The organism is Streptomyces sp. NPDC056480, from assembly GCF_042795405.1.
Taxonomy (GTDB): Bacteria; Actinomycetota; Actinomycetes; order Streptomycetales; family Streptomycetaceae; genus Streptomyces.
Window position 1 is genome coordinate 1 of the sequence record NZ_JBHTSA010000115.1, and the last position, 24,026, is coordinate 24,026.

The 24,026-nt window shown below is 73.1% G+C and carries 21 protein-coding genes; 10 read left to right on the plus strand and 11 right to left on the minus strand.

Annotation, left to right across the window (positions count from 1 at the left end; genetic code table 11):
• The 7 genes from ACFQ79_RS33155 to ACFQ79_RS33185 form a co-directional block, all read right to left on the minus strand.
• On the minus strand, positions 1-815 hold an 815-nt coding region (locus ACFQ79_RS33155; protein WP_383590325.1), incomplete at its 3' end, for a 4'-phosphopantetheinyl transferase.
• On the minus strand, positions 812-1,729 hold the full coding sequence (locus tag ACFQ79_RS33160) for an MBL fold metallo-hydrolase (RefSeq protein ID WP_383590360.1): 918 nt from the start codon (positions 1,727-1,729) through the stop codon (positions 812-814). The genes ACFQ79_RS33160 and ACFQ79_RS33155, both read right to left, overlap by 4 nt.
• Positions 1,730-1,809: 80 nt before the next feature.
• Positions 1,810-2,946 carry an aromatase/cyclase gene (locus ACFQ79_RS33165; RefSeq protein ID WP_383590327.1) on the minus strand — a complete coding sequence of 379 codons (1,137 nt, stop codon included), beginning with the start codon at positions 2,944-2,946 and terminating at the stop codon, positions 1,810-1,812.
• Between the two features lie 11 nt (positions 2,947-2,957).
• A complete protein-coding gene (locus tag ACFQ79_RS33170; protein WP_383590329.1) occupies positions 2,958-3,752 on the minus strand; it encodes an SDR family NAD(P)-dependent oxidoreductase in 795 nt (264 codons plus the stop codon).
• 148 nt (positions 3,753-3,900) lie between these two features.
• Positions 3,901-4,158 (minus strand): phosphopantetheine-binding protein, encoded by a 258-nt coding sequence (locus ACFQ79_RS33175; protein WP_383590331.1) that lies wholly within the window; start codon positions 4,156-4,158, stop codon positions 3,901-3,903.
• 109 nt (positions 4,159-4,267) lie between these two features.
• Positions 4,268-5,596 carry a ketosynthase chain-length factor gene (locus tag ACFQ79_RS33180; RefSeq protein ID WP_383590333.1) on the minus strand — a complete coding sequence of 443 codons (1,329 nt, stop codon included), beginning with the start codon at positions 5,594-5,596 and terminating at the stop codon, positions 4,268-4,270.
• Positions 5,593-6,858: a beta-ketoacyl-[acyl-carrier-protein] synthase family protein gene (locus ACFQ79_RS33185; RefSeq protein ID WP_383590335.1), complete on the minus strand. Its 1,266-nt coding sequence runs from the start codon at positions 6,856-6,858 to the stop codon at positions 5,593-5,595. Before ACFQ79_RS33185 ends, ACFQ79_RS33180 begins: the two co-directional genes overlap by 4 nt.
• A gap of 299 nt (positions 6,859-7,157) precedes the next feature.
• Here ACFQ79_RS33185 and ACFQ79_RS33190 point away from each other — a divergent pair, with 299 nt between their 5' ends.
• Positions 7,158-8,192, plus strand: a complete 1,035-nt coding sequence (locus ACFQ79_RS33190) for an acyltransferase domain-containing protein (protein ID WP_383590337.1) — start codon at positions 7,158-7,160, stop codon at positions 8,190-8,192.
• Here the strand turns inward: ACFQ79_RS33190 and ACFQ79_RS33195 are convergent.
• Positions 8,174-8,431, minus strand: coding sequence for an acyl carrier protein (locus ACFQ79_RS33195; protein ID WP_229313339.1), 258 nt, complete (start codon positions 8,429-8,431; stop codon positions 8,174-8,176). The genes ACFQ79_RS33190 and ACFQ79_RS33195 overlap by 19 nt on opposite strands.
• A 263-nt stretch (positions 8,432-8,694) precedes the next feature.
• Between ACFQ79_RS33195 and ACFQ79_RS33200 the strand changes: the two genes are divergently transcribed.
• The 4 genes from ACFQ79_RS33200 (at position 8,695) to ACFQ79_RS33215 (ending at position 13,643) form a co-directional block, all read left to right on the plus strand.
• Positions 8,695-9,141, plus strand: a complete 447-nt coding sequence (locus ACFQ79_RS33200; protein WP_383590339.1) for a nuclear transport factor 2 family protein — start codon at positions 8,695-8,697, stop codon at positions 9,139-9,141.
• A gap of 87 nt (positions 9,142-9,228) precedes the next feature.
• Entirely contained in the window at positions 9,229-11,772 is a 2,544-nt protein-coding gene (locus ACFQ79_RS33205) for a bifunctional FO biosynthesis protein CofGH (protein WP_383590341.1), read from the plus strand.
• A gap of 27 nt (positions 11,773-11,799) precedes the next feature.
• A complete protein-coding gene (cofC, locus tag ACFQ79_RS33210; protein ID WP_383590343.1) occupies positions 11,800-12,435 on the plus strand; it encodes a 2-phospho-L-lactate guanylyltransferase in 636 nt (211 codons plus the stop codon).
• Positions 12,436-12,482: 47 nt separating this feature from the next.
• Complete coding sequence (locus ACFQ79_RS33215) at positions 12,483-13,643, plus strand: hypothetical protein (protein ID WP_383590344.1); 1,161 nt, start codon at positions 12,483-12,485, stop codon at positions 13,641-13,643.
• A 15-nt stretch (positions 13,644-13,658) separates the two neighbouring features.
• Here the strand turns inward: ACFQ79_RS33215 and ACFQ79_RS33220 are convergent, their stop codons facing one another.
• Both ACFQ79_RS33220 and ACFQ79_RS33225 read right to left on the minus strand, forming a co-directional pair.
• The gene (locus ACFQ79_RS33220) at positions 13,659-16,145 is read right to left on the minus strand and encodes an MFS transporter (protein ID WP_383590346.1); all 2,487 of its coding nucleotides are present in this window, start codon (positions 16,143-16,145) and stop codon (positions 13,659-13,661) included.
• A 238-nt stretch (positions 16,146-16,383) separates the two neighbouring features.
• Complete coding sequence (locus tag ACFQ79_RS33225) at positions 16,384-16,827, minus strand: SRPBCC family protein (protein WP_073907439.1); 444 nt, start codon at positions 16,825-16,827, stop codon at positions 16,384-16,386.
• A gap of 147 nt (positions 16,828-16,974) precedes the next feature.
• On the opposite strand from ACFQ79_RS33225, the gene ACFQ79_RS33230 reads away from it, so the two are divergent.
• From ACFQ79_RS33230 to ACFQ79_RS33240, 3 genes are all read left to right on the plus strand, one after another.
• Positions 16,975-18,006 (plus strand): Rv2578c family radical SAM protein, encoded by a 1,032-nt coding sequence (locus ACFQ79_RS33230; RefSeq protein WP_383590348.1) that lies wholly within the window; start codon positions 16,975-16,977, stop codon positions 18,004-18,006.
• A 116-nt stretch (positions 18,007-18,122) separates the two neighbouring features.
• Complete coding sequence (locus ACFQ79_RS33235; RefSeq protein ID WP_383590350.1) at positions 18,123-19,715, plus strand: alpha/beta hydrolase; 1,593 nt, start codon at positions 18,123-18,125, stop codon at positions 19,713-19,715.
• Between the two features lie 84 nt (positions 19,716-19,799).
• On the plus strand, positions 19,800-20,276 hold the full coding sequence (locus tag ACFQ79_RS33240; RefSeq protein ID WP_383590352.1) for a RidA family protein: 477 nt from the start codon (positions 19,800-19,802) through the stop codon (positions 20,274-20,276).
• Here ACFQ79_RS33240 and ACFQ79_RS33245 read toward each other — a convergent pair.
• Positions 20,247-20,849, minus strand: coding sequence for a HEAT repeat domain-containing protein (locus ACFQ79_RS33245; RefSeq protein WP_383590354.1), 603 nt, complete (start codon positions 20,847-20,849; stop codon positions 20,247-20,249). The genes ACFQ79_RS33240 and ACFQ79_RS33245 overlap by 30 nt on opposite strands.
• A gap of 300 nt (positions 20,850-21,149) precedes the next feature.
• Here ACFQ79_RS33245 and ACFQ79_RS33250 point away from each other — a divergent pair, with 300 nt between their 5' ends.
• Both ACFQ79_RS33250 and ACFQ79_RS33255 read left to right on the plus strand, forming a co-directional pair.
• Entirely contained in the window at positions 21,150-22,931 is a 1,782-nt protein-coding gene (locus ACFQ79_RS33250; protein ID WP_383590356.1) for a 3-hydroxyacyl-CoA dehydrogenase family protein, read from the plus strand.
• 115 nt (positions 22,932-23,046) lie between these two features.
• On the plus strand, positions 23,047-23,877 hold the full coding sequence (locus ACFQ79_RS33255) for a TetR family transcriptional regulator (RefSeq protein WP_383590358.1): 831 nt from the start codon (positions 23,047-23,049) through the stop codon (positions 23,875-23,877).
• Positions 23,878-24,026 lie beyond the last annotated feature (149 nt).

Sequence of the window (24,026 nt, forward strand, 5' to 3'; positions counted from 1 at the left end):
CCCCACAGCGCCGCGGGGCTGCCGGGCACTCTTGGGCCGCCAGGCGCTCCGGGACTGCCGGATGCCGCCGGGCCACCGGGCGCCGCCGGGCCACCGGGCGCCGTGGCCCGCGGGTCCGCCGGTGCCGGAGGCGACGACCCGGCCGGCGCGAGCGACCGCGGGACCCCGGCCGGCGGGTACGGCCGGCCGTTGACCCGCTCGGCGGGCGGGCGCACCGCGACCGGCCGCACGGTGACCGCCGAGCGCTCCGGGTGGAACCGGACCTCGGCCGAGTGGAAGCCCAGGGGGACCCGCGCCAGCGGATACCAGGCCTTGTACACCGCCTCCTTGACGCAGAACAGCAGCGTGTCCCACGGCAGGCCGGGGGCGGGCGGCAGCGCGGCGAGACGGGCGCGTTCCTCCGGCAGGGCGATCCGGCGCAGGACCCCCGGACGCAGCGCGACGGCCGGCTCGGCGTCGATGCCGAGCGCGACCGTCGCATCCGCCGGGCCCACGACCGCCGCGCGGTAGCCCGCGCGGTGGGTGATGCTGCCCACGACCCCGGCCGGCCAGAGCGGTTCGCCGCGGCTGCCGCGCAGCAGCGGTCCGGGGACGGCGCCGAGCCCGAGGAGCGCCCGGCGGGCACACATCCGCGCGGTGGCGAACTCGGTCCAGCGCGCGTGGACGACGCCCTCGGCGAGCTGCTCGTCCTCCTCCGCGTACAGCCAGGGCAGCGGCCCGGGACCGAGGACCTCGGCCCCGGCCGCCCACGGGGGCAGCAGGCCGGCCAGCGGTCCCGGGCCACCGGCCCTACCGGGCGGACCGGTCGTGTTCACGCGTAACAGGTGGGCAGCACACCGCCGTTGAACTCCACCAGCTCCACGAAGATCCCCACCACGTCGAGCGGGCCGCCCAGGGGTTCGCCGGCCAGCTCGGCGTACGCCCGGTGGAGGTTCCCGACGAGCCGCTCCGGGTCCTGCCAGTGGCCGAACGGCCCGGGGGCGTACTCCCGCGCGGTCTGCAGCGGGGTCAGTCCCCCGGCCCGGCCCTGTTCAGCGATCCGGCGGACCCAGCGCAGGTACTCCGCCGTCTCCCGCAGCACCTCGGGACCGGTGACCGGCCCGTGGCCGCCGACGATCACCCGCGGGCCGAGTTCGCCGAGCCGGTCGAGGGTGCGCAGGCTGCCCTCGATCGAGCCCATGAGGACGAACGGCGTGCAGCCGGGCATGACGACGTCCCCGGCGAAGAGGACCCGCTCGCGGGCGAGCCATACGAGGGTGTCGTTGGTGGTGTGCGCCGGGCCGGGGTGGAAGAGCTCGGCCTCGCGCCCCTCCCCCAGATGGAGGGTGAGACGGTCCTTGTACGTGAGGTGGGGCAGGGTCACCGACACGTCGCCCCAGTGCACCCCGGGCCACAGGCCGGTGAGGCCGAGCCCGGCCGCGGCGGCCTCGTCGCGCAGCCGCTCGTGGGCGACGACGGCCGCCCGGCCGTCGCCGACGACGGCGTTCCCGAAGGTGTGGTCGCCGTGGAAGTGGGTGTTGACCACGAGGCGGACGGGCGCCGGGGTGAGCGCGCCGACGGCCGCGCGCAGCGCGCGCGCCCGGTCCTCGGTGGCCGTGGTGTCCACCACGGTGACGCCGTCGTCGCCGATCAGCACCCCGGAGTTGCTCACGCACCAGCCGCCGTCGGGCTGGATGTACGCGTACACCCCGGGGGCGAGTTCCTCGGTGCGGGGCGGCCCCGGGACCACCTCGTGCTCCTCGGTACGGGGCGGCCCCGGCGGCGCGGCGGGCGCCGGCCGGTCCGGGACCGCCCCTGGCAGGGTCTCCGTCACCGGACGGCCTTCCCGAGGCTCTCGACATGCCGCCGCGCCTCACCGAGGGTGCGGCGGCTGTTGCCGCCGAGGGCGTCGCGGACCAGCCGGCGAGCCGACTCCAGGGTCGTGCCGGGGCCGAAGACCCCTTCCAGCGACCCGGGATCGAGCGCCACCTGATGGCGGGCGGTCACCAGGGTGCCCGCCGAGGTCTCCTCGAAGAGCCACTCCCCGGTGTGCCCGAGCAGCCCGCGGGGCACGGTGGTCTGCTTGTAGACGATCCTGCGGTCGGCGAAGCAGAGCCGCACCGACTGGGTGGCGTGCACCGACCCGTCGGCGCCCTTCGTCTTCATGTCCATGGTCTGCACCTCGACGTCGGTGCCGGCCGGGGACTCGGGCGCGGTCTCCACGTCGAGCGCGGCCACGTGCGGCAGTCGGGCGGGCCACAGGTCGGCGCGGTAGAGGAAGTCGTACACCTCGCTCACCGGGCCGTCGACGAGCAGCTCGTCGCTGAAGGAGAAGATGAGCTCCTCGGGGGCCTGCGGGCGCTCGGCCCAGGCCTTGACCGCCGCGATCTCCTCCTTGCTGTTGTGGTCGAGCGCCGCCTCGATGCGGTCGCCGACCTCCTGGCCGCCCTCGGTCGCCCACGCGTGGTGCAGCGCGAGCCGGTGCGTCGCCACGGGAGTGCCGGGGTCCGTGCCGAACGACCAGTGGCCGCTCATCCGGACGATCGGGGCCGAGGGCTCCTGCTGGGCGAAGTCCACCCGCAGCGCGGCCGGATCGAGGGTGCGGCGCGAGGTCCAGCTGCGTACCCCGGTCCCGACCACCGCCCACAGCCGGATGCGCTCGTCGGTGGCGCCCAGGCCGGCGAAGGGGCGCGGCGGCGTCTCGGCGGCGGGCTCCGGGTCGGAGCCGGACGTCGGGGCGGTACCGGACGTCGGGGCGGGCTCGGACGTCGGGGCGGAGCCGGACGTCGGGGCGGGCTCGGCGGCCGGCACCACCTCCGCCGGGGACGCGTCGAGCACCTGCGACCAGATGCACGGCGAGAAGAGCAGGGGCCAGTGCAGCACGTCCGCGACGAGCCGGTACGCGTTCTCCGGCGGGGCGTCCAGGTCGGCCGTGTGCACGGCGGAGCGGGCGTCGGGTCGGGGCATGGGGGCTCCCATCAGTAGTTCCCCAGTCCGCCGCAGACGTTGAGCGCCTGCGCGGTGATGGCGGCGGCGGTGTCCGAGACGAGATAGCCGACGAGTCCGGCGACCTCTTCCGGTTCGGTGTAGCGGCCGAGCGGGATCTTGGCCTCGAAGCGCTCCAGGACGGCTTCCTCGGTGGTGTCCCAGATCTGCGCGTAGTGGCTGCGGACGTTCGCGGCCATCGGGGTCTCGACGTACCCCGGGCAGACGGCGTTGACGGTGATGCCGCTCTTGGCGAGCTCCAGGCCGAGGGCCTTGGTGAAGCCGACGACGGCGTGCTTGGAGGCCGAGTACGGGGCGCCGAACACGACGCCCTGCTTGCCGCCGGTGGAGGCGATGTTGATGATCCGGGCGCTGGACAGCTCGCGCATCCTGCCGGTGGTGAGGACCTGCTTGGTCACCAGGAACACGCTGTTGAGGTTCGTGTCGATGACGGCGTACCAGAGCTCGTCGGGGATCTCCGCGGTGACACCGCCGCCGCTGCGGCCGGCGTTGTTCACCAGTACCTCGACCGGACCGTACCGCTCGACGGCGGCCGCCACCCAGTCGCGCACGCTCTCCGGCGAGGTCACGTCGCAGGCGGCGCCGTCCGCCTCGTGGCCGCGGCCGCGGAGGTCCTTGACGGTGTCGGCGACGGCGGACGCGTCGCGGGCACAGAGGAAGACCGGGTGCCCGCGCTCGGCGAGGACCGAGGCGACCGAGAGGCCGATGCCCCGGGTGGCCCCGGTGACGAGGGCGACACCGCGTCCGCCGGGTGCTGATGTGGTCATGGCTGCTGCTCCTCGTACGGGGAGAGGGAAGGGGGAGATGAGGTGCCGGGAGGGAAGGCGGCGCGCCCGCCGTCGCGTTCCCGTCCGCACAGTCCGGGAACGCGACGGCGGGCGTCACGTGACCGCGACGGCCACGCTGCGCCGGGCGTCACGCGGCGCTGGGGGCCACCACGTTGACGCGGTCGAGGAACTCGCGCGGCGTCACGATCGACGTGACCTCGTCGTCGGTGAGTTCGGCGCCGAAGCGCTGCCCGGCGAGGGCCGCCGCCTCGAGCAGGGCGAGGGAGTCGTAGCCGAGATCGGTGAACGGGGTGTCGAGGGCGTCCGCGGCCAGGCCGGTCGTCTCGTCCTCCCCCGCGCACTCGGCGAGGATCTTCTTCAGGTCGTCGAAGGTCATCAGGCTCATGTCGGACCTCTCTGCGGTCTGGTCGGAAACGGTCGGAACAGCGGGTCAGGTGCAGCGGGTGCGGTGCAGTCGGTGAGGTGCGGCGAGCGGGGGTCGAGCGCGTGCGGGTTCAGCGGGCGGAGCGCGGCGCGCGGACCACGACGGCCGAGTTGAAGCCGCCGTAACCGCGGGCGAGGACCAGGGCGGTCCGCACCCGCGCCTCGCGCGGCACGTCCCGCACCAGGTCGAGGCGGTGCCGGGCGACCGGGCGCTCGATGTGGAAGGTGGGCGGCAGGACGCCGTCGCGGATGGCGAGCAGGGCCGCCGCCACGTCCAGCGGCGGGCCGCCTCCGGTCAGTCGGCCGGTGAGCGTCTTGGGGGCGGTCACGGGGACCCCGTACGGCCCGAAGATCTCCTCGACGGCCGCGGCCTCGGCGTCGTCAAGCTCGGGGACGGCCGCCGCGTCGGCGAAGACCACGTCCACCTCGTCGGGGGTGACACCGGCCTGTTCGAGGGCGGTCCGGGCGGCGCGCCCGAGACCGGGCGGCCGGCCGGAACCCGGCTTCGGATCGAAGGTCGCCCCGTAGCCGGCGATCTCGCCGTACGTCGTGGCGCCGCGCGCGGCGGCGGAACCCGCGTCCTCCAGGACGAGGATCGCCCCGCCCTCGCCCGGCACGTAGCCGGCCGCCCGGGTGTCGAAGGGGAGGTAGGCGGCGCGCGGATCGGTGGCGCGGGAGAGCCGGCCGCTGGCGATGTGCGAGACCAGGCCCCACGGGTCGAGCGCGGACTCCACTCCCCCGGTGACGGAGAGGACTCCGCCGCCGCGCAGGGTGCGGCGGGCGTGACCGATGGCGTCGAGGCCGCCGGCCTGCTCGCCGACCAGGACGCCGCTCGGTCCGCGCAGACCGTTGCGGATGGAGATCTGGCCGGTGTTGACCGCGTAGAACCAGGCGAAGGACTCGTAGACGCTGACGCGCTGCGGGCCCTCCGTCCAGAGCTTGCGGATCTCCCGGTGGGTGAACTCGAAGCCGCCGGTGGCGTTGGAGGTGACGACGCCGATCCCGTACTCGGGCATCGCTTCGAGGTCCGCGCCGGACTCGGCGAGGGCGCGGTCGGCCGCGGTCAGCGCGAGCCGGGTCACCCGGTCCGTCTGGGGCAGCAGCCGGCCGGGCAGGTGCTCGGCGGCCTCGAAGCCGGTGATCCGTCCGACGAGGGTGGTGGGGTACGTGGAGGCGTCGTAGTCCTCCACGGTCCTGATCCCGTGCTCGCCGCTCAGGGTGGCCCGCCACCAGTTCTCGGTGTCGAGGCCGTTGGGGGCGATCACCCCGATGCCGGTGACGACGGGAGCGGACCGCTCCGCGCCGGCCGACGCGGCGTCGGCCGTGGCGGGAAGCGCCGTGACCGCGTCGGTCGTGGCGGGCAGGGTCGAGACGGCGTCGGTCGTGGTGGGAGCGCTCATCGGCCCGCCTCCTCGCGGGTGAGGACCATCGCGGACTGGAAGCCTCCGAAGCCGCTGCCCACGCTGAGGACGGCGTCGACCTTCCGCTCCCGCGCCTCGTTCGGCACGTAGTCGAGGTCGCACTCGGGGTCGGGTTCGTGCAGGTTGGCGGTGGGCGGGACCACTCCGTGCTCCATGGCGAGGGCGCAGGCCGCGATCTCGATGGAGCCGATCGCGCCGAGGGAGTGCCCGACCATCGACTTGATGGAGCTGATCGGGACGTCGTACGCGTGGGCGCCCAGGGTCTCCTTGAACGCGCCGGTCTCGTGCCGGTCGTTCTGCTTGGTGCCGGAGCCGTGCGCGTTGACGTAGTCCACGCCCTGCGGGGCGAGTCGCGCCTCGTTCATGGCGTGCCGGATCGCCTCGGCCATCTCACGGCCGTCGGCCTTGAGTCCGGTCATGTGGTACGCGTTGCAGCGCGTGGCGTAGCCGCCGATCACGCCGTAGATGTGCGCGCCCCGGGCCTTGGCGTGCTCGACCTCCTCCAGGACGAACATCGCGGCGCCCTCGGCGAGGACGAAGCCGTTGCGCGTGCGGTCGAAGGGCCGCGAGGCGTGCTCCGGGTCGTCGTTGCGCGGCGTCGTCGCCTTGATCGCGTCGAAGCAGGCCGCGGCGATCGGCGAGATCGGGGTGTCGGCGGCGCCGGCGATCATCACGTCGGCGCTGCCCTCCGCGATCAGGTCGCGGGCGTAGCCCACGGAGTCGAGCCCCGAGGTGCAGCCGGTGGACACCACTGTCGCCGGGCCCTCGGCCCCGCACGCCCACGCCACCTCGGCCGCCAGCGAGCTCGGTACGAACGCGTCGTAGAGGTGCGGCGAGACGTAGCCGCTGTCCACCTCCCACAACCGCCCGCTGTCGCTGAGCACGAGGTACTCGCGCTCGAGGCCGGTCGTACCGCCGACCGCGCTGCCGACGCTGACCCCGACCCGGTGCGGGTCGAGTTCGGCGAAGTTCAGTCCGCTGTCGGCGAGGCACTCGTGGGCGCTGACGACGGCGAACTGCGCGGCCCGGTCCATCCGCCGTACCTCTCGCGGACCCAGACCGTGCCGCTCCGGCACGAAGTCCACCTCCGCCGCCACCTGGGAGCGAAAGCGCGAGGCGTCGAAGAAGGAGATGGTCCGCGTCGCCGTGCGTCCGGCTGTCAGCTGCTCCCAGAAGGCCTTCTTGCCCACACCTCCCGGTGCCACTACTCCGATGCCGGTGATGGCCACACGTCGGTTCACTGGACGAGCCCCCTCCTGAGTGGACGATGTCGACGACTGTGTGCGGGCGCCCTCAAAGCCCGCTCGAGTCCCGCTGGCGCGAACGTGACGGTCTGGCCTGTGACTTGGTCGTCTCCGGCGCGGTTCCGGCTTCCTCCGGCGGGGTTCCGGCTTCCTCCAGCGCGGTTCCGGCTTCCTCCAGCGGGGTTCCGGCTTCCTCCAGCGCGGTTCCAGTCCCCGTCGAGGCGGCCCGGCGAGGCTGGGGCCGCCCCTCCGGGCCCGCCGGGTCCGGACGCCCGACCCGGGAGGACCGCGAAGTGATGTCCCGCCGCACCGTCCTGCTGCTGCCCGGCCAGGGTGCGCAGCGCGAACGCATGGCCGCCGGCCTGTACGAGGCGGTGCCGGAGTTCGCGGCGCCGATGGACGACTTCCTGGCGGCCCTGGGGCCGGAGGGCGCGCGGCTGCGCGAGGAGTGGCTGCGGCCCGCGCCCAACCCGGCTCTGGACGACGCCCTGGTGTCGCAACCCCTGCTCTTCGGAGTCGGATACGCGCTCGGCCGGTGCGTGACGGCGCTGAGCGGTCACGCCCCCGACGTCCTGCTCGGCCACAGCGTCGGCGAACTGGCGGCGGCCGCCCTCGCCGGGGTGTTCTCACCCGAGGACGCCGCACGGGTCATGGCCGCGCGCCGTACGGCCCTCGCCGGCCGCACCGGCGGCGGCATGCTGGCCGTCGGCGCCGCCGTGGCCGACGTGGAGGCGCTGCTCGCACCGGGGACGGCGGTCGCCGCGGTCAACGGACCGCGCCAGACGGTCCTCGCGGGTCCGGCCGAGCCCCTCGCCCGGACCGCCGAACGGCTCGCGGCGGCCGGACTCGTCGTCCGCGCGCTCCGCTCCGGACACGCCTTCCACTCGCCGTCCCTCGCCGGGGCCGCGGAGACCTATGCGCGGGCGCTGTCCCCCGTACCGCTGCGCGCCCCGGAAGGGACGCTGCTCTCGACCCGTACGGCGCGATGGCTGCGCGCGGAGGAGGCGGTCGATCCCGCCTTCTGGGCAGGGCAGTTGGCGCTGCCGGTGCTGTACTGGCCCGCGCTGCGGGCGCTGCTCGACGGTACGCCCGAAGGGCCCGGCACGGGTCTGATCCTGCTCGACGCGAGCGCGGACCGCTCGCTGACGGCCCCCGCACGCCGGCATCCCTCCGTCAGGTCGGGAGCGAGCGTGGTCGTCCCCCTGCTGGCCGGACCGGCCGGAGGGGACGACCTCGGCAGTCTCGGGGAGGCACTGGAGGTCCTGGCGAGCCATCGGGTCCGGACGTCCCCACACGTCCGGACCCGCGCGGCTCAGGCGACCGCGAGCTGATCGGAGACGTACGCGATGAGCGCGGCGGGCGTCTTGAGCTCGTCGAGCTTCTCGTCGGGGACGGTGACGGGGAAGTCGTCCTGGATGCGCACCACGATCTCGTAGACCGTGAGCGAGTCGTAGCCGAGATCTGCGAACTCCGTGTCCAGGACGGACTCCTCGAGCGCGGCGGCCTCGGCGCCGTCGAAGCAGGCGTCCACGATGACGCGGAACTCGGCGAGGGTGAAGGCGGCGGTCATGGACGGTCCTCCAGAGAATGGGTGACGATCAGGTGGCGATCGAAGGCGGGCGGCGATCGGAGACGGGCGCCGATCGGCGCGTGCCACGGTCGCCGAGCCCCCTCGAAGCGTGCTCGAACAGGGCTCGGACGGGTGGGGAGGTCCGGGGCGGCCCGGTGGGGACGGGCCGGGCGGTGGGCTCAGCCGTCGCTCGATCACCTCTCTAGGCCGTCGGGGCACGCTCGGGGCCCACGTCGAGCACCGCACCCGAGGGAGCACGCACCATGGCCGAGACCGTGTCCACGCCCGTGACCGCCGATGTGTACGTGGAGGTCCAGCAGTTCTACGCACGGCAGATGCGTCTGCTCGACGGCAACGACTTCGCGGGCTTCGGCGCCACCTTCACCGAGGACGGCGTGTTCACGCCCGCCGGGGCCGGCGCCCTGGAGGGCCCCGCGTTGATCTCCAAGGCCGCCGAGGCGGCCGCGGGCCGTTTCGGCGGCGGACAGCCGCGCCACTGGTTCGACATGCTCACGGTGGAGAGCGACGGTGACGCGGCCCTGCACACCGCCTACTACGCCGTCGTGAGCGTCACCTCCGCCGACGGCTCCAACCGGCTGGAGCAGAGCGTCACCGTCCAGGACGTCCTGGTCCACACCGAGGCCGGACTCCGCAACAGTTCCCGCGTCATCCGCCGCGACGACCACCTGGCCGCGGAGGCGGCCGCCTAGGAGTCGCGAGCCGCCGCAGTTCTCCCCACCCGCACCGCAGAAAGGCCCTCCGTGAGCTCCTCTCATCCCTCCCCCACCGCGAACGCCATGCGCCGTGCTCTGAAGCGGGCCAGGGACGGGGTCGCGCTCGATGTCGGTGAGGCGGCCGTGCTGTTGCGGGCGCGGGGGGAGGATCTGGCGGATCTGGTCGCGTCCGCGGGGAGGGTGCGGGACGCGGGGCTTGCGGCGGCGGGGCGGCCGGGGGTCATCACGTACTCGAAGAGCGTGTTCATACCGTTGACCCGGTTGTGCCGGGACAAGTGCCACTACTGCACGTTCGTCACCGTCCCCGGCAAGCTCCGACGGGACGGGCACGGGATGTTCATGTCGCCGGACGAGGTCCTCGACATCGCCCGGCGCGGGGCCGCGATGGGCTGCAAGGAGGCCCTGATCACCCTCGGAGACAAGCCCGAGGACCGGTGGCCCGAGGCCCGCGAGTGGCTCGACGCGCACGGCTATGACGACACCATCGCCTATGTGCGGGCGATGGCGATCCGGATCCTTGAGGAGACCGGACTGCTGCCGCACCTCAATCCCGGGGTGATGTCGTGGACCGATTTCCAGCGGCTCAAGCCCGTCGCGCCTTCGATGGGGATGATGCTGGAGACGACCGCGACCCGGCTGTGGTCGGAGCCCGGCGGCCCGCACTACGGCTCGCCCGACAAGGAACCCGCGGTTCGTCTGCGGGTCCTTGAGGACGCGGGGCGGTCGTCCGTCCCCTTCACCTCCGGGCTGCTCCTGGGCATCGGGGAGACGCTGGAGGAGCGGGCGGAGTCGCTGTTCGCGCTGCGGCGGGTCTCCCGGGCCTATCACTCCGTCCAGGAGCTGATCATCCAGAACTTCCGTGCCAAGCCGGACACGGCCATGCGCGGGATGCCGGACGCCGAGCTCGACGACCTGGTCGCGACCGTCGCCGTCGCCCGGCACATCATGGGCCCCTCCGCCTGCCTGCAGGCCCCGCCCAACCTCGTCGACTCCGAGTACGAGCGCCTGATCGCCGCCGGCATCGACGACTGGGGCGGTGTCTCGCCCCTCACCATCGACCATGTGAATCCGGAGCGGCCCTGGCCCCGGATCGAGGAACTCGCGCAGAGGTCACGGGCGGCCGGGTTCGAGCTGCGGGAACGGCTCTGCGTCTACCCGGAGTTCGTCACCCGCGGCGAGCCCTGGCTCGACCCCCGCCTCCTCCCGCACGTCCGCGCCCTCGCCGACCCCGCCACCGGTCTGGCGAACCCGGACGCGCCCGTGCGCGGTCTGCCCTGGCAGGAGCCGGACGAGGCGTTCACCGCGTCCGGCCGCACCGACCTGCACGCCACCATCGACACCACCGGCCGCACCCACGACCGGCGTGAGGACTTCGACGACGTCTACGGCGACTGGGACGCCCTGCGCGAGGCCGCCGCCCCCGGCATGGTCCCCGAACGGGTCGACTCCGACGTCCGCCAGGCCCTCGCCGTCGCCGCCGACGACCCCACCCGGCTCACCGACACCCAGGCCCTCGCCCTGCTGCACGCCGACGGGCCCGCCCTCGACGCCCTGACCCGTATCGCCGACGACGTCCGCAAGTCCGTCTCGGGCGACGAGGTGACGTACATCGTCACCCGGAACATCAACTTCACCAACGTCTGCTACACCGGCTGCCGCTTCTGCGCCTTCGCCCAGCGCCGCACTGACGCCGACGCCTACACCCTCTCCCTGGACCAGGTCGCCGACCGCGCCGAACAGGCCTGGGACGTCGGCGCCGTCGAGGTCTGCATGCAGGGCGGCATCCACCCCGACCTGCCCGGCACCGCCTACTTCGACATCGCACGCGCCGTCAAGAACCGTGTTCCCGGCATGCACGTCCACGCCTTCTCCCCCATGGAAGTCGTCAACGGCGCCACCCGCACCGGCCTGTCCATCCGTGAATGGCTCACCGCCGCCAAGGAAGCCGGACTCGACTCCATCCCCGGCACCGCCGCCGAAATCCTCGACGACGAAGTCCGCTGGGTCCTCACCAAGGGCAAACTCCCCACCGCCACCTGGATCGAGGTCATCACCACCGCCCACCAACTCGGCATCCGCTCCTCCTCCACGATGATGTACGGGCATGTCGACCAGCCCCGCCACTGGCTCGGCCACCTGCGCACCCTGGCCCGCATCCAGCAGGAGACCGGAGGATTCACCGAGTTCGTCACCCTCCCCTTCATCCACACCAACGCACCCGTCTACCTCGCCGGCATCGCCCGCCCCGGCCCCACCCAGCGCGACAACCGCGCCGTCATCGCCATGGCACGCCTCCTCCTCCACCCCCACATCCCCAACATCCAGACCAGCTGGGTCAAACTCGGCACCGAAGGCGCCGCCGAAATGCTCCGCTCCGGCGCCAACGACCTCGGCGGAACCCTCATGGAAGAGACCATCTCCCGCATGGCCGGCTCCAGCTACGGCTCCTACCGCTCCATCCACGACCTCGAAGCCATCGCCCACGCGGCAGGCCGCCCGGCGAAGCCCCGGACGACCCTCTACGGCGAAGTACCCGAAGAACGACAGCGCACCGCGAGGGCGTCGGACGGACACCTCCCGGAACTCCTTCCCCTGCTCGGAGGCTGACGGATGGTCACGAGCGGTGGTTGGACCGTGCTGCTTCCCGTCAAACCGTTCCCTCTCGCCAAGAGCCGGCTGGCCGCCTGGGCCGGTGACAGCAGGACCGACTGGTCCCGCGCCTTCTTCCTCGACACGCTGCACTCGGTCTCGCGTACGCCGGAGGTCACGCGGATCGTCGTCGTGACCGCCGACCCGTCGGCCCGCGCCCTGGCCCGGGAGCGCGGTGCCGAGTGCGTCGAGGAGCTCTCCCCGCGCGGACTGAACTCCGCCGTCCGGGCCGGTGCGGCCCGGGCCTCGGTCCGTGGCGCCCGTACGGTCGCCGTCCTCACGGCCGATCTGCCCGCCCTCCGCCCCGAGGAGCTCACCAGGGTCCTCTGCGCCGCGGGCGATCACCGGCGGGCCTTCCTCACCGATCACACGGGCATCGGCACCACCGTCCTGACGGCCCGGGTCCCCACCCTCCTGACGCCTCGCTTCGAAGGGGCCTCGCGGCAGCGCCACGCGGCGAGCGGGGCGGTGGAACTGGAGGTGGCGGAGGTTCCGGGGGCACGTCTGGACATCGACACACCGGACGATCTCGTGGCGGCCCGAGCCCTGGGCCTCGGGTCGCACTCGTGTGCGGTGGACGACCGGCGAAGAGGAGCGCTCTCGCTCAAGAGGGACGTATAGGCTGCTTTGCAAGCATCCGTCCCTCGCGCGCCTCAGGAGAATCCTCGGTGACCGTCACGCTCGCCCAGCTCGAGACCTCCCCCCAGTCCGAGCACCAGGACCCCGCCGACGCTCCCCAGGGGGCAACCGTCCAGGACCCTGCCACCGGCGCGGACATCCCGGCCCCGGCGAGCGCCTCGGACCCGGCCGAGACCGACGGCGGCGGCGACGGCAGCGCCGACCCCGTCGTCGTCCGTGACGCCCAGGACTTCGGTGTCTACGCCCGCACCGGCGGCTGGACCTTCGCGCTCAAGGTGGCGCGCAGCGTCCGTCCCGGCGGGCAGGCCGCCGAGGGGACGGCCGCGACGAAGGTCTCGGCGAAGGCGTTCGCGGAGCTCGCGGGGTGCTCGCCGGAGCGGGTCATGCGCTACTACAAGGCCTGGGACATGGCGGCCGACGACGGTCTCGTCCCGCAGTTCGAGGTGCTCGTCCCCGGCGAGGACATCGAGCTGCCCGAAGCCGACGTCTGGCTGTCGTACTACACCTCGCGCAACAGCGCCTCGTCCGTGCGCGGCCAGGCGATCAGCGCGGCGGCCGAGGCGGAGGGCATCCGGCCGACGAAGGCCCTGGAGGTCGCGGAGAACCCGACGGCGCTGCGGGCCGCGATCCTCGCCGACCCGGGGACGGCGGAGGCGGCGCGCGGGGCGCTGCTCGACCGGATGAAGGAGGACCCGGCCCTTCAGACCGAGATGGCCCGCGCCATCGCGCGCACCGACGATCTGAAGAAGGCCGTGGCGAGCGAGGCGAAGGCGGCCGACCGCATCGGCTACGTGCGCCAGATCGTCGAGAACGGCCAGATCAAGACCCCGGCGGGGCAGACCGTGGAGGCACCGGCCGAGCTGCGGGCCGAGGCCGAGCGGCACCTGTCGCTCCTCGACGAGCTCGACGACTCCGAGGAGGCGGGCGAGTGGGCCGGTGAGGCGTACGACACGGTCAAGGGCCTGGTCGCGAAGGCGGTCGAGGAGGACCCGGCGCTGCGGGTCCAGGAGCGGCGGACGAAGTTCTACAGCAGCCTGCAGAAGGCGACGAAGGTCTTCGAGGAGCTGACCCTCGACGAGGTCCTGGAGGAGGAGATCTTCGAGGACGACATGCTCCAGCGCCTCGAAGCCCTCCAGGAGGCGATCAGCTCCTGCATCAGCACGCTGCGCAGGGCGACGACCGCCTCCTGACTCCCGGGGCGCTCCTCAGTCCTGGTGGCCGAGCTGGAGGTCGCGCTCGGTGCGGCCGCCGCCTGCCATCTGGAGGACGGTCGCGACGGGCGGGTAGCCGGCGGCGATGACGGTGTACTCGCCGGAGGACAGGTCCACGAAGCGGAAGGTGCCGTCGGCGCCGGTGGTGAGGGTGTCGACGACGTTGCCCGCGGCGTCGAGCAGGGTGACCCGGGCGTCCTCGACGGGACGGCCGCCCCCTGCCCGTACGGTCCCGCGCAGCACCGCCCCGCCGGCGAGTTCGATGTCCTGGCGGGTCTCGCGGGAGGCCTGGACGCTGACGGGGAGCGCCGCGGGCCGGAAGGCGGGGGCGCTGGCGGCGAGCGTGTACTCGCCGGCGACCAGTTCGGAGATGACGTACCCGCCCTCGCGTCCGCTGCGGGTGGAGGCGACGACCTCGCCGCGTACGTCGGTGAGGGTGACGGCCGCGTCCCGTACGGGCGTCCCGTCGGCGGTGACGACGCTGCCCGCGAGCCGGCCCGCGCCGCCGAGGACGACGTCGAGTTCGACGGGCCGGTCGCCGACGGTGACGGAGACGGCCTGGGGCTGGTGTCCGCCGGCCGCGGCGATGAGGACGTACGCGCCGTTGCCGGGGACGCTCAGCGCGTACCGCCCGTCCTCGCCGCTGGCGCCCCGGCCGACCTGTCGGCCCTGGACGTCGATGAGGGTGAGGGCGGCCCGGGGGACGCGGCTGCCGTCGTGGTGCTGGACGGTGCCGCAGACGGGGAGTCCGGAGTGCGGGGCGGCGAAGGAGGCGGGCGCGGGGGCGGCGTGCCGGGCGTGCGGGACGGCCTGGACGCTGCCGAACTCGTCGGCTCCGGTGGCCTCGGTGGTGGGGCTGTGGTGGGTCACCAGCGGTTTCTCCTTGAGGAAGAAGGCGAGGACGAGGCCGAGCACGAGGACCGGCACGAGGTAGAGGAAGATGCGCGGCATCGCGTCCGCGTACGCCTGGATGTAGGCGTCCCGTACGGCGGGCGGCAGGGTGTGCACCGTCTGCGGGGTGATCGACTCGGCGGGCGGCAGGGAGGTCGCGCCGCCGGCGAGGACGCCGGTGAGCCGGTCGCCGAGGGCGTCGTCGAGCCGGGAGGCGAAGAGGGTGCCGAAGACGGCGGCGCCGACGCTGCCGCCGATCTGGCGGAAGTAGGTGTGGGCGCTGGTGGCGGTGCCGAGGTCGGCGGGGCGTACGGAGTTCTGCACGGCGAGGACGAGGACGGGCATGACGAGGCCGATGCCGGTGCCGAGGACGGCCTGCCAGAGGCTGTGCTGGAGGCGTGGGGTGTCGGCGTCCATGCGGGAGAGCAGCCACATGCCGAGGACGGAGAGGGCGCCGCCGAGCAGGGGGTAGATCTTGTAGTGGCCGGTGCGGCTGATGAGCTGGCCGGAGACGACGGAGGCGATGACGATGCCGCCCATGAGGGGCAGCATCAGGAGGCCGGACTCGGTGGCGGTGGCGCCCTCGACCATCTGCAGGAAGCTGGGGAGGTAGCTGGCGGCGCCGAAGAGCGCGATGCCGACGACGGCGCCGACGAGGGCGGTCACGGTGAAGACGGAGTCGCGGAACAGCCGCAGCGGGATCAGGGGTTCGGGCGCGACGTGCTCGACGACCAGGAAGAGCAGGGTGGTTCCGGCGGCGCCGCAGGCGAGGGCGAGGACGACGCGGGAGTCCCAGGCGTACTCGGTGCCGCCCCAGCTGGTGAGCAGGACCAGGCAGGTGGAGGCGGCGGCGAGGAGGAGGGCGCCGAGGACGTCGAAGCGGGCGCGTGCCGTCGGCTTGGGGAGTTTGAGGACGACGGCGACGACGGCGAGGGTGACGAGTCCGAAGGGCACGTTGAAGTAGAAGCACCAGCGCCAGGAGACGTGGTCGGTGAAGAAGCCGCCGAGCAGGGGTCCGGCGACGGAGGCGAGGCCGAAGGCGGCGCCGATCAGGCCCATGTACCGGCCGCGTTCACGGGCGGGGACGATGTCGGCGATGATCGCCTGGACGCCGATCATCAGGCCGCCGGCGCCGATGCCCTGGATGGCGCGGAAGGCGATGAGCTCGTCCATGCTGCGGGACCAGCCGGCGAGTCCCGAACCGATGACGAAGACGACGATGGCGAAGAGGAAGACGCCCTTGCGGCCGAGGAGGTCGCCGAGCTTTCCGTAGATCGGCAGGCCGATGGTGGCGGTCAGCAGGTAGGCGGTGATCGCCCAGGACATCCGGTCGAGGCCCTGGAGTTCGCCGACGATCTTCGGCAGGGCGGTGGCGACGATCATCTGCTCGAGCGCGGCGAGGAGCAGCGCGAGCATCAGGCCGCAGAAGACGAGCCGGACGCGGCGGGGGTCGAGGTGGTCGGCCCGGGCGGGGTGGGGCGGTGGGGTGGGGTCGGCGGGCGGGCCGCCGGCGGCGAGCGGTGCCGCGCCCCCCGTGTCCGCCGGTACCTCTCCGTCCCCGGCGGATTTCACGATCGTGATCGCACCCACGTACCTGCTCCCCTCGTCACGGCGTCTACGCCGCGCCATTCTTCGCATTGGGCACGAAGGGGGAGCAAGTCGGGCGGTACGGGAGGTCAGTGGCGCACGGAGGCGCGAACGGCCCTGCGGTACGGCGCACTTGGGTCGCTCATCAGCGCGTTTACGAGGGGGCCCGCGCCCCCGGCGCACAGGGGGCGCCGTTACGGGGGTGCGGGCGATCCACTCGAATCGGTGAACGCTCCGGGCGTTACTTCTCGACCTCGTCCGCCAGCTTGGCGAGAACGGCGTCGTAGATCCGGCCGAGGCCCTTGGGCGCGAAGGTGCGCTCGAAGAAGCCGCCGACGCCGCCGGCGCCGTCCCAGACGGTGGTGACCACGGCGCGGGACTTGCCCTCACCGGCGGGGGTCACGAGCCAGGTGGTGACCATGGAGGAGTTGCGGTCCTTCTCGACGAGCTGCCCGTCGGTGGGCTCGGTGACCTCCAGGAGGCAGTCGCGGACGCGCTTGCTCGTGGCCTGCAGCTTCCAGTGGACGAGGGTGCCCTCGCCGTCGCCGCCCTCGCGCACCTCGTACTCGCTGAAGTGCTCGGGGAGCAGCTTCGCGCGCGTGCCGCTGTAGTCGGCCAGCGCGTCGAACACCGTCTCCGCGTCGGCGGCGATGATCCGTTCCGTGGTGGCCTCGACCTGCGCCATTGACTTCCTCCAGCTCGTGGTTCCTCAGGGGTGTGGGCCTAGAGAACCACGTGGGCTCCGGGGCGCGAAATCCGGGTTGCAACGATCAAGGGAACAGGTGTTCTATTCTGAGCGAACGGTCGACGCAGAGCCATCGAGGAGGCGCCCGTGCGCTGGGACAATCTGGGCGACAACCCCGCCGCTCCCGCCGACATCGCCCTGTTCGGTACGGACGCGGTGACCACACGGACCTTCGACACCCCCGAGTTCCGGGGCATCACCTTCCACGAGGTACGGGCCCGTTCGATCCTCAACCGGGTGCCCGGCGCCTCCCGGATGCCGTTCGAGTGGACGGTCAATCCGTACCGGGGGTGCACGCACGCGTGTGTCTACTGCTTCGCCCGCAAGACCCACAGCTATCTGGACCTCGACACCGGGCTCGGCTTCGACTCCCAGATCGTCGTCAAGGTCAACGCCCCGGAACTCCTGACCCGCCAGCTCTCCTCCGCCCGCTGGCAGGGCGCGCACATCGCGATGGGCACCAACGTCGACTGCTACCAGCGGGCCGAGGGCCGGTACGGCCTGATGCCGGGCATCCTCACCGCCCTGCGCGACCGCGCCAACCCCTTCTCGATCCTCACCAAGGGCACGCTGATCCTGCGCGACCTGGAGCTGCTCACCCAGGCCTCCCGGGTCACCGAGGTCGGCATCTCCGTCTCCGTCGGCTTCACCGACCGGGAGCTGTGGCGCACGATCGAGCCCGGCACCCCCTCCCCGCAGAGCCGGCTCGAGGTGGTCCGGGCGCTCGGCGCGCACGGCATCGACTGCGGGGTCCTGATGGCTCCCGTGGTGCCCTTCCTCGGCGACCGGCCCGAGCAGCTCCGCGACACGGTCCGCGCGGTCGCCGAGGCCGGGGCGAGTTCGGTCACCCCGCTCGTGCTGCACCTGCGGCCGGGCGCCCGCGAGTGGTTCATGCAGTGGCTGGGGCGCCACCACCCCGGTCTGGTGCGGAGGTACGAGCGGATGTACGCGGACGGGGCCTACGCGCCCACCTGGTACCAGCGCCGGATCACCCGTCAGGTGCACGAGCTGGCGGCCGAGTTCGGCATCGGGCCCGCACACCGCGGCGCGACGCGCCGGATCCCCGTGCCGGAGGAACCGTCCCTCGCGGCCGCCCCCGAGCAGCTCACCCTCCTCTGAGGACGCTCCTCCGATCATCGGACCGCTGACCTGACACGCCGTCGGATCCGCCTCCGTTCGGGTCAACTCTCGGCGAAACAGGTCCTCTCCGCGCCGGTTCGGGACACAAACGCCCTATGACCCCACGCGCAGGAATGCTGATCGCCGCAGGAGCGCTGGTCGCCGGGACGGTCACCGTCCTGCCCGCCGCTCCCGCGGACGCCGGTGAACCGGCCCCCCGCCCCTTCCCCACGCTCGCCTGGACCGGCTGTGCCACCGAGGCGTACCCGAAGCTCCAGTGCGCCACCCTCAGGGTGCCGCTCAACCACGACGATCCGGCCGGCCGGACCGTCACGCTCGCCCTCACCCGGATCCCGCACACCGCGAAGACCTTCCAGGGGCCGCTGCTCGTGAACCCGGGCGGGCCCGGCGGCAGCGGCCGCGGCATGGCCGGGTACGTGGCGTCCTCGCTGCCCCCGAAGGTGGCCGCCGAGTACGACGTGATCGGCTTCGACCCGCGCGGGGTCGGCAAGAGCGAGCCCGCGCTCGACTGCAGGCCGGGCCACTTCGCCCCGGTCCGCCCGGACTCGGTGCCGGGCGACGCGGCCGCCGAGCGGCTCGCGATCGAGCGGGCGCAGGCCTTCGCCGCGGCCTGCGGCAAGAAGTACGCCGACGTGCTGCCGTACATCGACACCGTGAGCACCGCCCGGGACATGGACGTCATCCGGCGCGCCCTCGGCGCCCAGAAGATCAACTACCTCGGCTACTCGTACGGCACCTACCTGGGGGCCGTGTACGCGCGGCTCCACCCGGACCGGGTGCGGCGGATGGCGCTGGACTCCGTCGTGAACCCGCACGGCGTCTGGTACGAGGACAACATCGCGCAGGACTACGCCTTCGACACCCGGCACAAGGACTTCATGGCCTGGGTGGCCAAGCAGGACTCCGTGTACAAGCTGGGCGCCGACCCGGCGGCGGTCGAGGCGGCCTGGTACCGGATGCGCGACGCGCTGCGCGCGAAGCCGGCCGGCGGGAAGGTCGGGCCGGGCGAGCTGGAGGACACGTATCTGCCCGGCGGGTACTACAACGGCTACTGGCCCCGCCTGGCGAAGGCGTTCTCCGCCTACGTCAACGACGCGAACGCGGCACCGCTCACGGAGGCGTACGAGCGGTACGGCGAGGCCGACGCCGCCGCCGACAACGGCTACTCGGTCTACACGAGCGTGCAGTGCCGGGACGCGGCCTGGCCCCGTGACTGGAGCGTCTGGCGCAAGGACAGCTGGGACGTGCACGCCAAGGCGCCCTTCTCCACCTGGAACAACGCCTGGTACAACGCGCCGTGCGCGTTCTGGCCGGTGGAGTCGCTGTCGCCGCCGGAGGTCGGCAACGACCAGGTGCCGCCGGTCCTCATCCTCCAGGCCACCGACGACGCGGCGACGCCGTACGAGGGCGGGGTCGCCCTGCACCGGCTGATGCGGGGCTCCAGCCTGGTCGTGGAGCAGGGCGGCGGGAACCACGGCGTGACCCTCGGCGGGAACGCGTGCATGGACGAGCACCTGTCCACCTACCTCGCCACGGGTGAGGTCCCGCGCGCCGAGGGCGACGCCGAGGTGGACGCGGCCTGCGCGGCGCTGCCGGAGCCGAAGCCCGAGCCGGTGACCCGGTCCGCCCCGACCGCGGCCGAGTCCGCGGGCGGCACGCTGCACGGGTTCCTCGGCCACGTGCGCTGACGTTCCCCGGCCCCGTGCGCCGACCATGCCCGCACCTCCCCCGGGGTGCGGGCGTTGTCAGTGCCGTGGGCGAGGATGTGGGGCATGACGAGCCACCTGACCCACGTGCCCGCCCCCGACGGGATCGCCGCCAGCCCGCAGTACAGCCATGTCGTGTGGGGGACGGGCCGCTTCGTCGCGATATCCGGCCAGTGCGCGTTCGACGCCTCGGGCGCGGTGGTCGGGGAGGGTGACGCGGTGGCGCAGGCCCGGCAGGTCTTCGCGAACCTGGACCGCTGCCTCGCGACGGCGGGCGCCGGGTTCCAGGACGTGGTGAAGCTGACGTACTTCGTCACGGACGTCGCCCATCTCCCGGCCGTACGGGAGGCCAGGGACGCCCATTTCGCGGGGGCGCCGCTGCCGGCGAGCTCGGCGGTCCAGGTGTCGGCGCTCGTCCGCCCGGAACTGCTCGTGGAGATCGAGGCGTTCGCGCTGGTGCCGGAGCGGAGGCCGGAGTCCGGGGCCGACGGCGCGGCCCGCCCGCTTCTCCGCTCAGTGGGTGGTGCCGAGTCGGCCCAGTGAGGCCTCCGCCGCGGCGCCGAGCCGGGGGTGCGGGAGCGCGGCCTCCAGTGCGGGGCGGGCCCGGGGGTCGCCCAGAGCTCCCAGCCCCTCGACGCAGGCGAGGCCGACCCGCCAGTGCGGGTCGTCGGCGGGCAGGCGCCGTTCGAGGACGGTGATCAGCGCCGGTACGGACTCGGGGGCGCGGAGGGCGGCGAGCAGCCGGATCGGCAGCAGGGCGTAGGCGACGCGGAGTTCGTTGGTGGCGAGGGACGCCGCCGCCCGGGCGGTCCGGGGGTCGCCGAGCCGGGTCAGGGCGTGGGCGGCGGTGACGCAGCGCTCCGGGTCGCGGTGGTTGAGGAGGAGCACCAGGGCCTCGAAGGCGCGCGGGTCGCCCGTGACGCCGAGGGCGTAGGCCGCGATCTCGCGGGCCCAGAGGGGCCGGCCGGGGGCGGTGAGGACGTGGTGCAGTTCCTCGGGATCGGTGGTCCGCGCGAGCTGTTCGAATGCCGCCGGAACGGTTCCGGAGTCATTCTCGATCTCTTCCCGCAATCGATCGATCATCGAGCAGAATTCCGGATCCTCGGCGTATTCCATGAATCCGAGCCTATCCGCGATCCAGATCACATTTTCCTCAACTTCCCGGGACTGGCGCGCTCGTTACCCGCCGGTTAGTCTCAGGTGAGCGGGACACCCCCCGCTTCTCACAACGGCCTGGTGACGCAGCCGTTGTGGGTGTTTGTCGGTTCGGCAGTTTCGACGTGGCTCCGGGACAGAGTCCGTCGCCCATTTCCTCCGGGGCATCGCCCTTTCTCCGGGCAGGGCCCTCGCTCTTTCCCGCGCCCTTTCGTGCGCGCACTGCCCTCAGTCGTCACTCTTCCTCTCAGGAGTCCCCTGATGGACACCCCTCTCTCCACCATCGCCGTCGTCGGTCTCGGCACGATGGGCACCGGTATCGCCGATGTCCTCGTCCGCGCCGGCCGCGAGGTCATCGGCATCGACATCAGCGACACCGCCGCCGCCCAGGCCGTCGCCGCCCTGGAGGCCTCCACCGCCCGCGCGGTGGCCCGCGAGCGGATCACCGAGGAGGAGCGGCAGGACGTCCTGGCCCGCTTCCGTACCTTCTCCGACCTCCAGGCGGCCGCCGAGGCCGACCTCGTCATCGAGGTCGTGCCCGAGTCGTACGAGGCGAAGCAGGAGGTGTTCCGGGCCCTCGACGGCATCGTGCGGCCCGGCACGATCGTCGCCACCGGCACGAACGCGCTCTCCGTCACCCGGCTCGCCGCCGACTCGGCGCACCCCGAGCGCGTCCTCGGCCTGCACTTCTTCACCCCGGTCCAGGCGATGAAGCTGGTCGAGGTGGTCTCCTCCGTGCTGACCGACCCGCGGGCCGTCGAGGCCGTCACCCGGCTCGCCCTCGACCTGGGCAAGGAGCCGGTGGCGGTCGGCGACCGGGCCGGTTTCATCGCGGACGGGCTGCTCTTCGGCTACCTGAACCAGGCCGCCGCCATGTACGAGGCCAAGTACGCCTCCCGCGAGGACATCGACGCGGCGATGAAGCTGGGCTGTGGTCTGCCCATGGGGCCGCTCGCGCTGCTCGACCTGATCGGCGTCGACACGGCCCGTACGGTCCTGGAGGCGATGTACGCCGACTCCCACGACCGGCTGCACGCCCCGGCCCCGATCCTCAAGCAGCTCAGCGAGGCGGGTCTGACCGGCCGCAAGTCGGGCCGCGGCTTCTACACGTACGAGGCGCCGGGCTCCGGCGAGGTCGTGCGGGACGCGCTGACCCCGCTGGGCTCCGCGGCGGCGGCCGGCGGCCGTGAGGTCCGCTCGGTCGGCGTCGCCGGCTCGGGCACGATGGCCTCCGGCATCGCCGAGGTCTTCGCGAAGGCCGGGTACCAGGTCGTCCTCGCCGCCCGCTCCCAGGAGAAGGCGGACACGGCGAAGGCCCGGATCGCCAAGTCGCTGGCCCGCTCGGTCGACAAGGGCCGGATGACGGGCGAGGCGCGCGACGCGACGCTGGCCCTCATCACCCCGGCCGGCACGCTGGACGCCTTCGCCGACGTCGACCTGGCCCTGGAGGCGGTCGCCGAGGACCTGGAGATCAAGCAGGAGCTGTTCGCGCGGCTCGACAAGATCTGCAAGCCGGGCGCGGTGCTGGCCACCACGACCTCCTCGCTGCCGGTCGTGGCCTGCGCCCGCGCCACCTCGCGCCCGCAGGACGTCATCGGGATGCACTTCTTCAACCCGGCGCCGGCCATGAAGCTGGTCGAGATCGTCCGCACGGTGCTGACAGGCGACGACGTCCACGCGACCGTCCGCGAGGTCACCACGAAGATCCGCAAGCACCCTGTGGACTGCGGCGACCGCGCCGGTTTCATCGTGAACGCGCTGCTCTTCCCGTACCTGAACAACGCGATCAAGATGGTCCAGGAGCACTACGCGACCCTGGACGACATCGACGCCGCGATGAAGCTGGGCGGCGGTTACCCGATGGGCCCGTTCGAGCTGCTCGACGTGGTCGGTCTGGACGTGTCGCTCGCGATCGAGCAGGTGCTGCACCGCGAGTTCCGGGACCCGGGCCTGGCCCCCGCCCCGCTCCTGGAGCACCTGGTGGCGGCGGGCTGCCTGGGCCGCAAGACGGGACGCGGCTTCCGCGAATATGCCCGACGCTGAGCCGGGAGCGGCCGGCTGGGGCGGTCTGCTGAGCCCTCCGGGCACCGTCGGTGTCCCGGGGGGCTCCCCGCCCCCACCTGGGCACACTCCCCCTCCGATGCAGTACGTTCGGACCATGCCCAAGGCCGCGAAGACACCCCGTGCCACGTCCCCGTCCGACGCTCCGGAGAGCGCGGCGGGCACTCGTGCCGCCGCGCAGCGGCTCAAGATGCGCCGGGAGCTCGCCACGGCGGCGATGGAGCTCTTCGCGAGCAAGGGGTACGAGGCCACGACGGTCGACGAGATCGCCGCCCGGGCCGGGGTCGCGCGGCGGACCTTCTTCCGCCACTTCCGCTCCAAGGAAGAGGCGATCTTCCCGGATCACGACGACACCCTGGTGCGGGCGGAGGCGGTGCTGAACGCCGCCCCGCCGCACGAGCACCCGCTCGACACGGTGTGCCGGGGCATCAAGGAAGTCATGAAGATGTACGCGGGCTCGCCCGCGGTCTCCGTGGAGCGCTACCGGCTCACGCGCGAGGTGCCGACCCTGCGGGAGCGGGAGATCGCCTCGGTGGCCCGCTACGAGCGGCTGTTCACCCGCTACCTCCTGGGCCACTTCGACGAGCGCGACCACCACGACGGGAACGACGACCCGCTGCTCGCCGAGGTGGCGGCGTCCGCGGTCGTCACGGCCCACAACCACGTCCTGCGCCGCTGGCTGCGGGCGGGCGGGCAGGGCGACGTGGAGACCCAGCTGGACCACGCCTTCGCGATCGTCCGGGAGACCTTCGGCTCGGGCATAGGCGCGGGCCGCCCGGCCCCTTCCCCGTCCTCCCAGGGGACCACCGAGCCGGCCCCGGCCGTCCGGGCCTCCACCACGGGTGACGTGGTGGTCGCCGTGGCACGGACGGACGCACCGCTCGACGAGGTCATGCGCACGATCCAGCAGGCGCTGACGCGGGGCTGACCCCCGACCCGACCCCTCCGCACGGCGAAGGCCGCCCCCCCCGGGGCGGGCGTCGCCCCGTTTTTCCGGGGGTTGGATAGTTAATAGCGCACAAGTGGCCGGCCGATTTGATATGAGTGTAAATTTTTGGACCCCATTCCGTGTGAAGT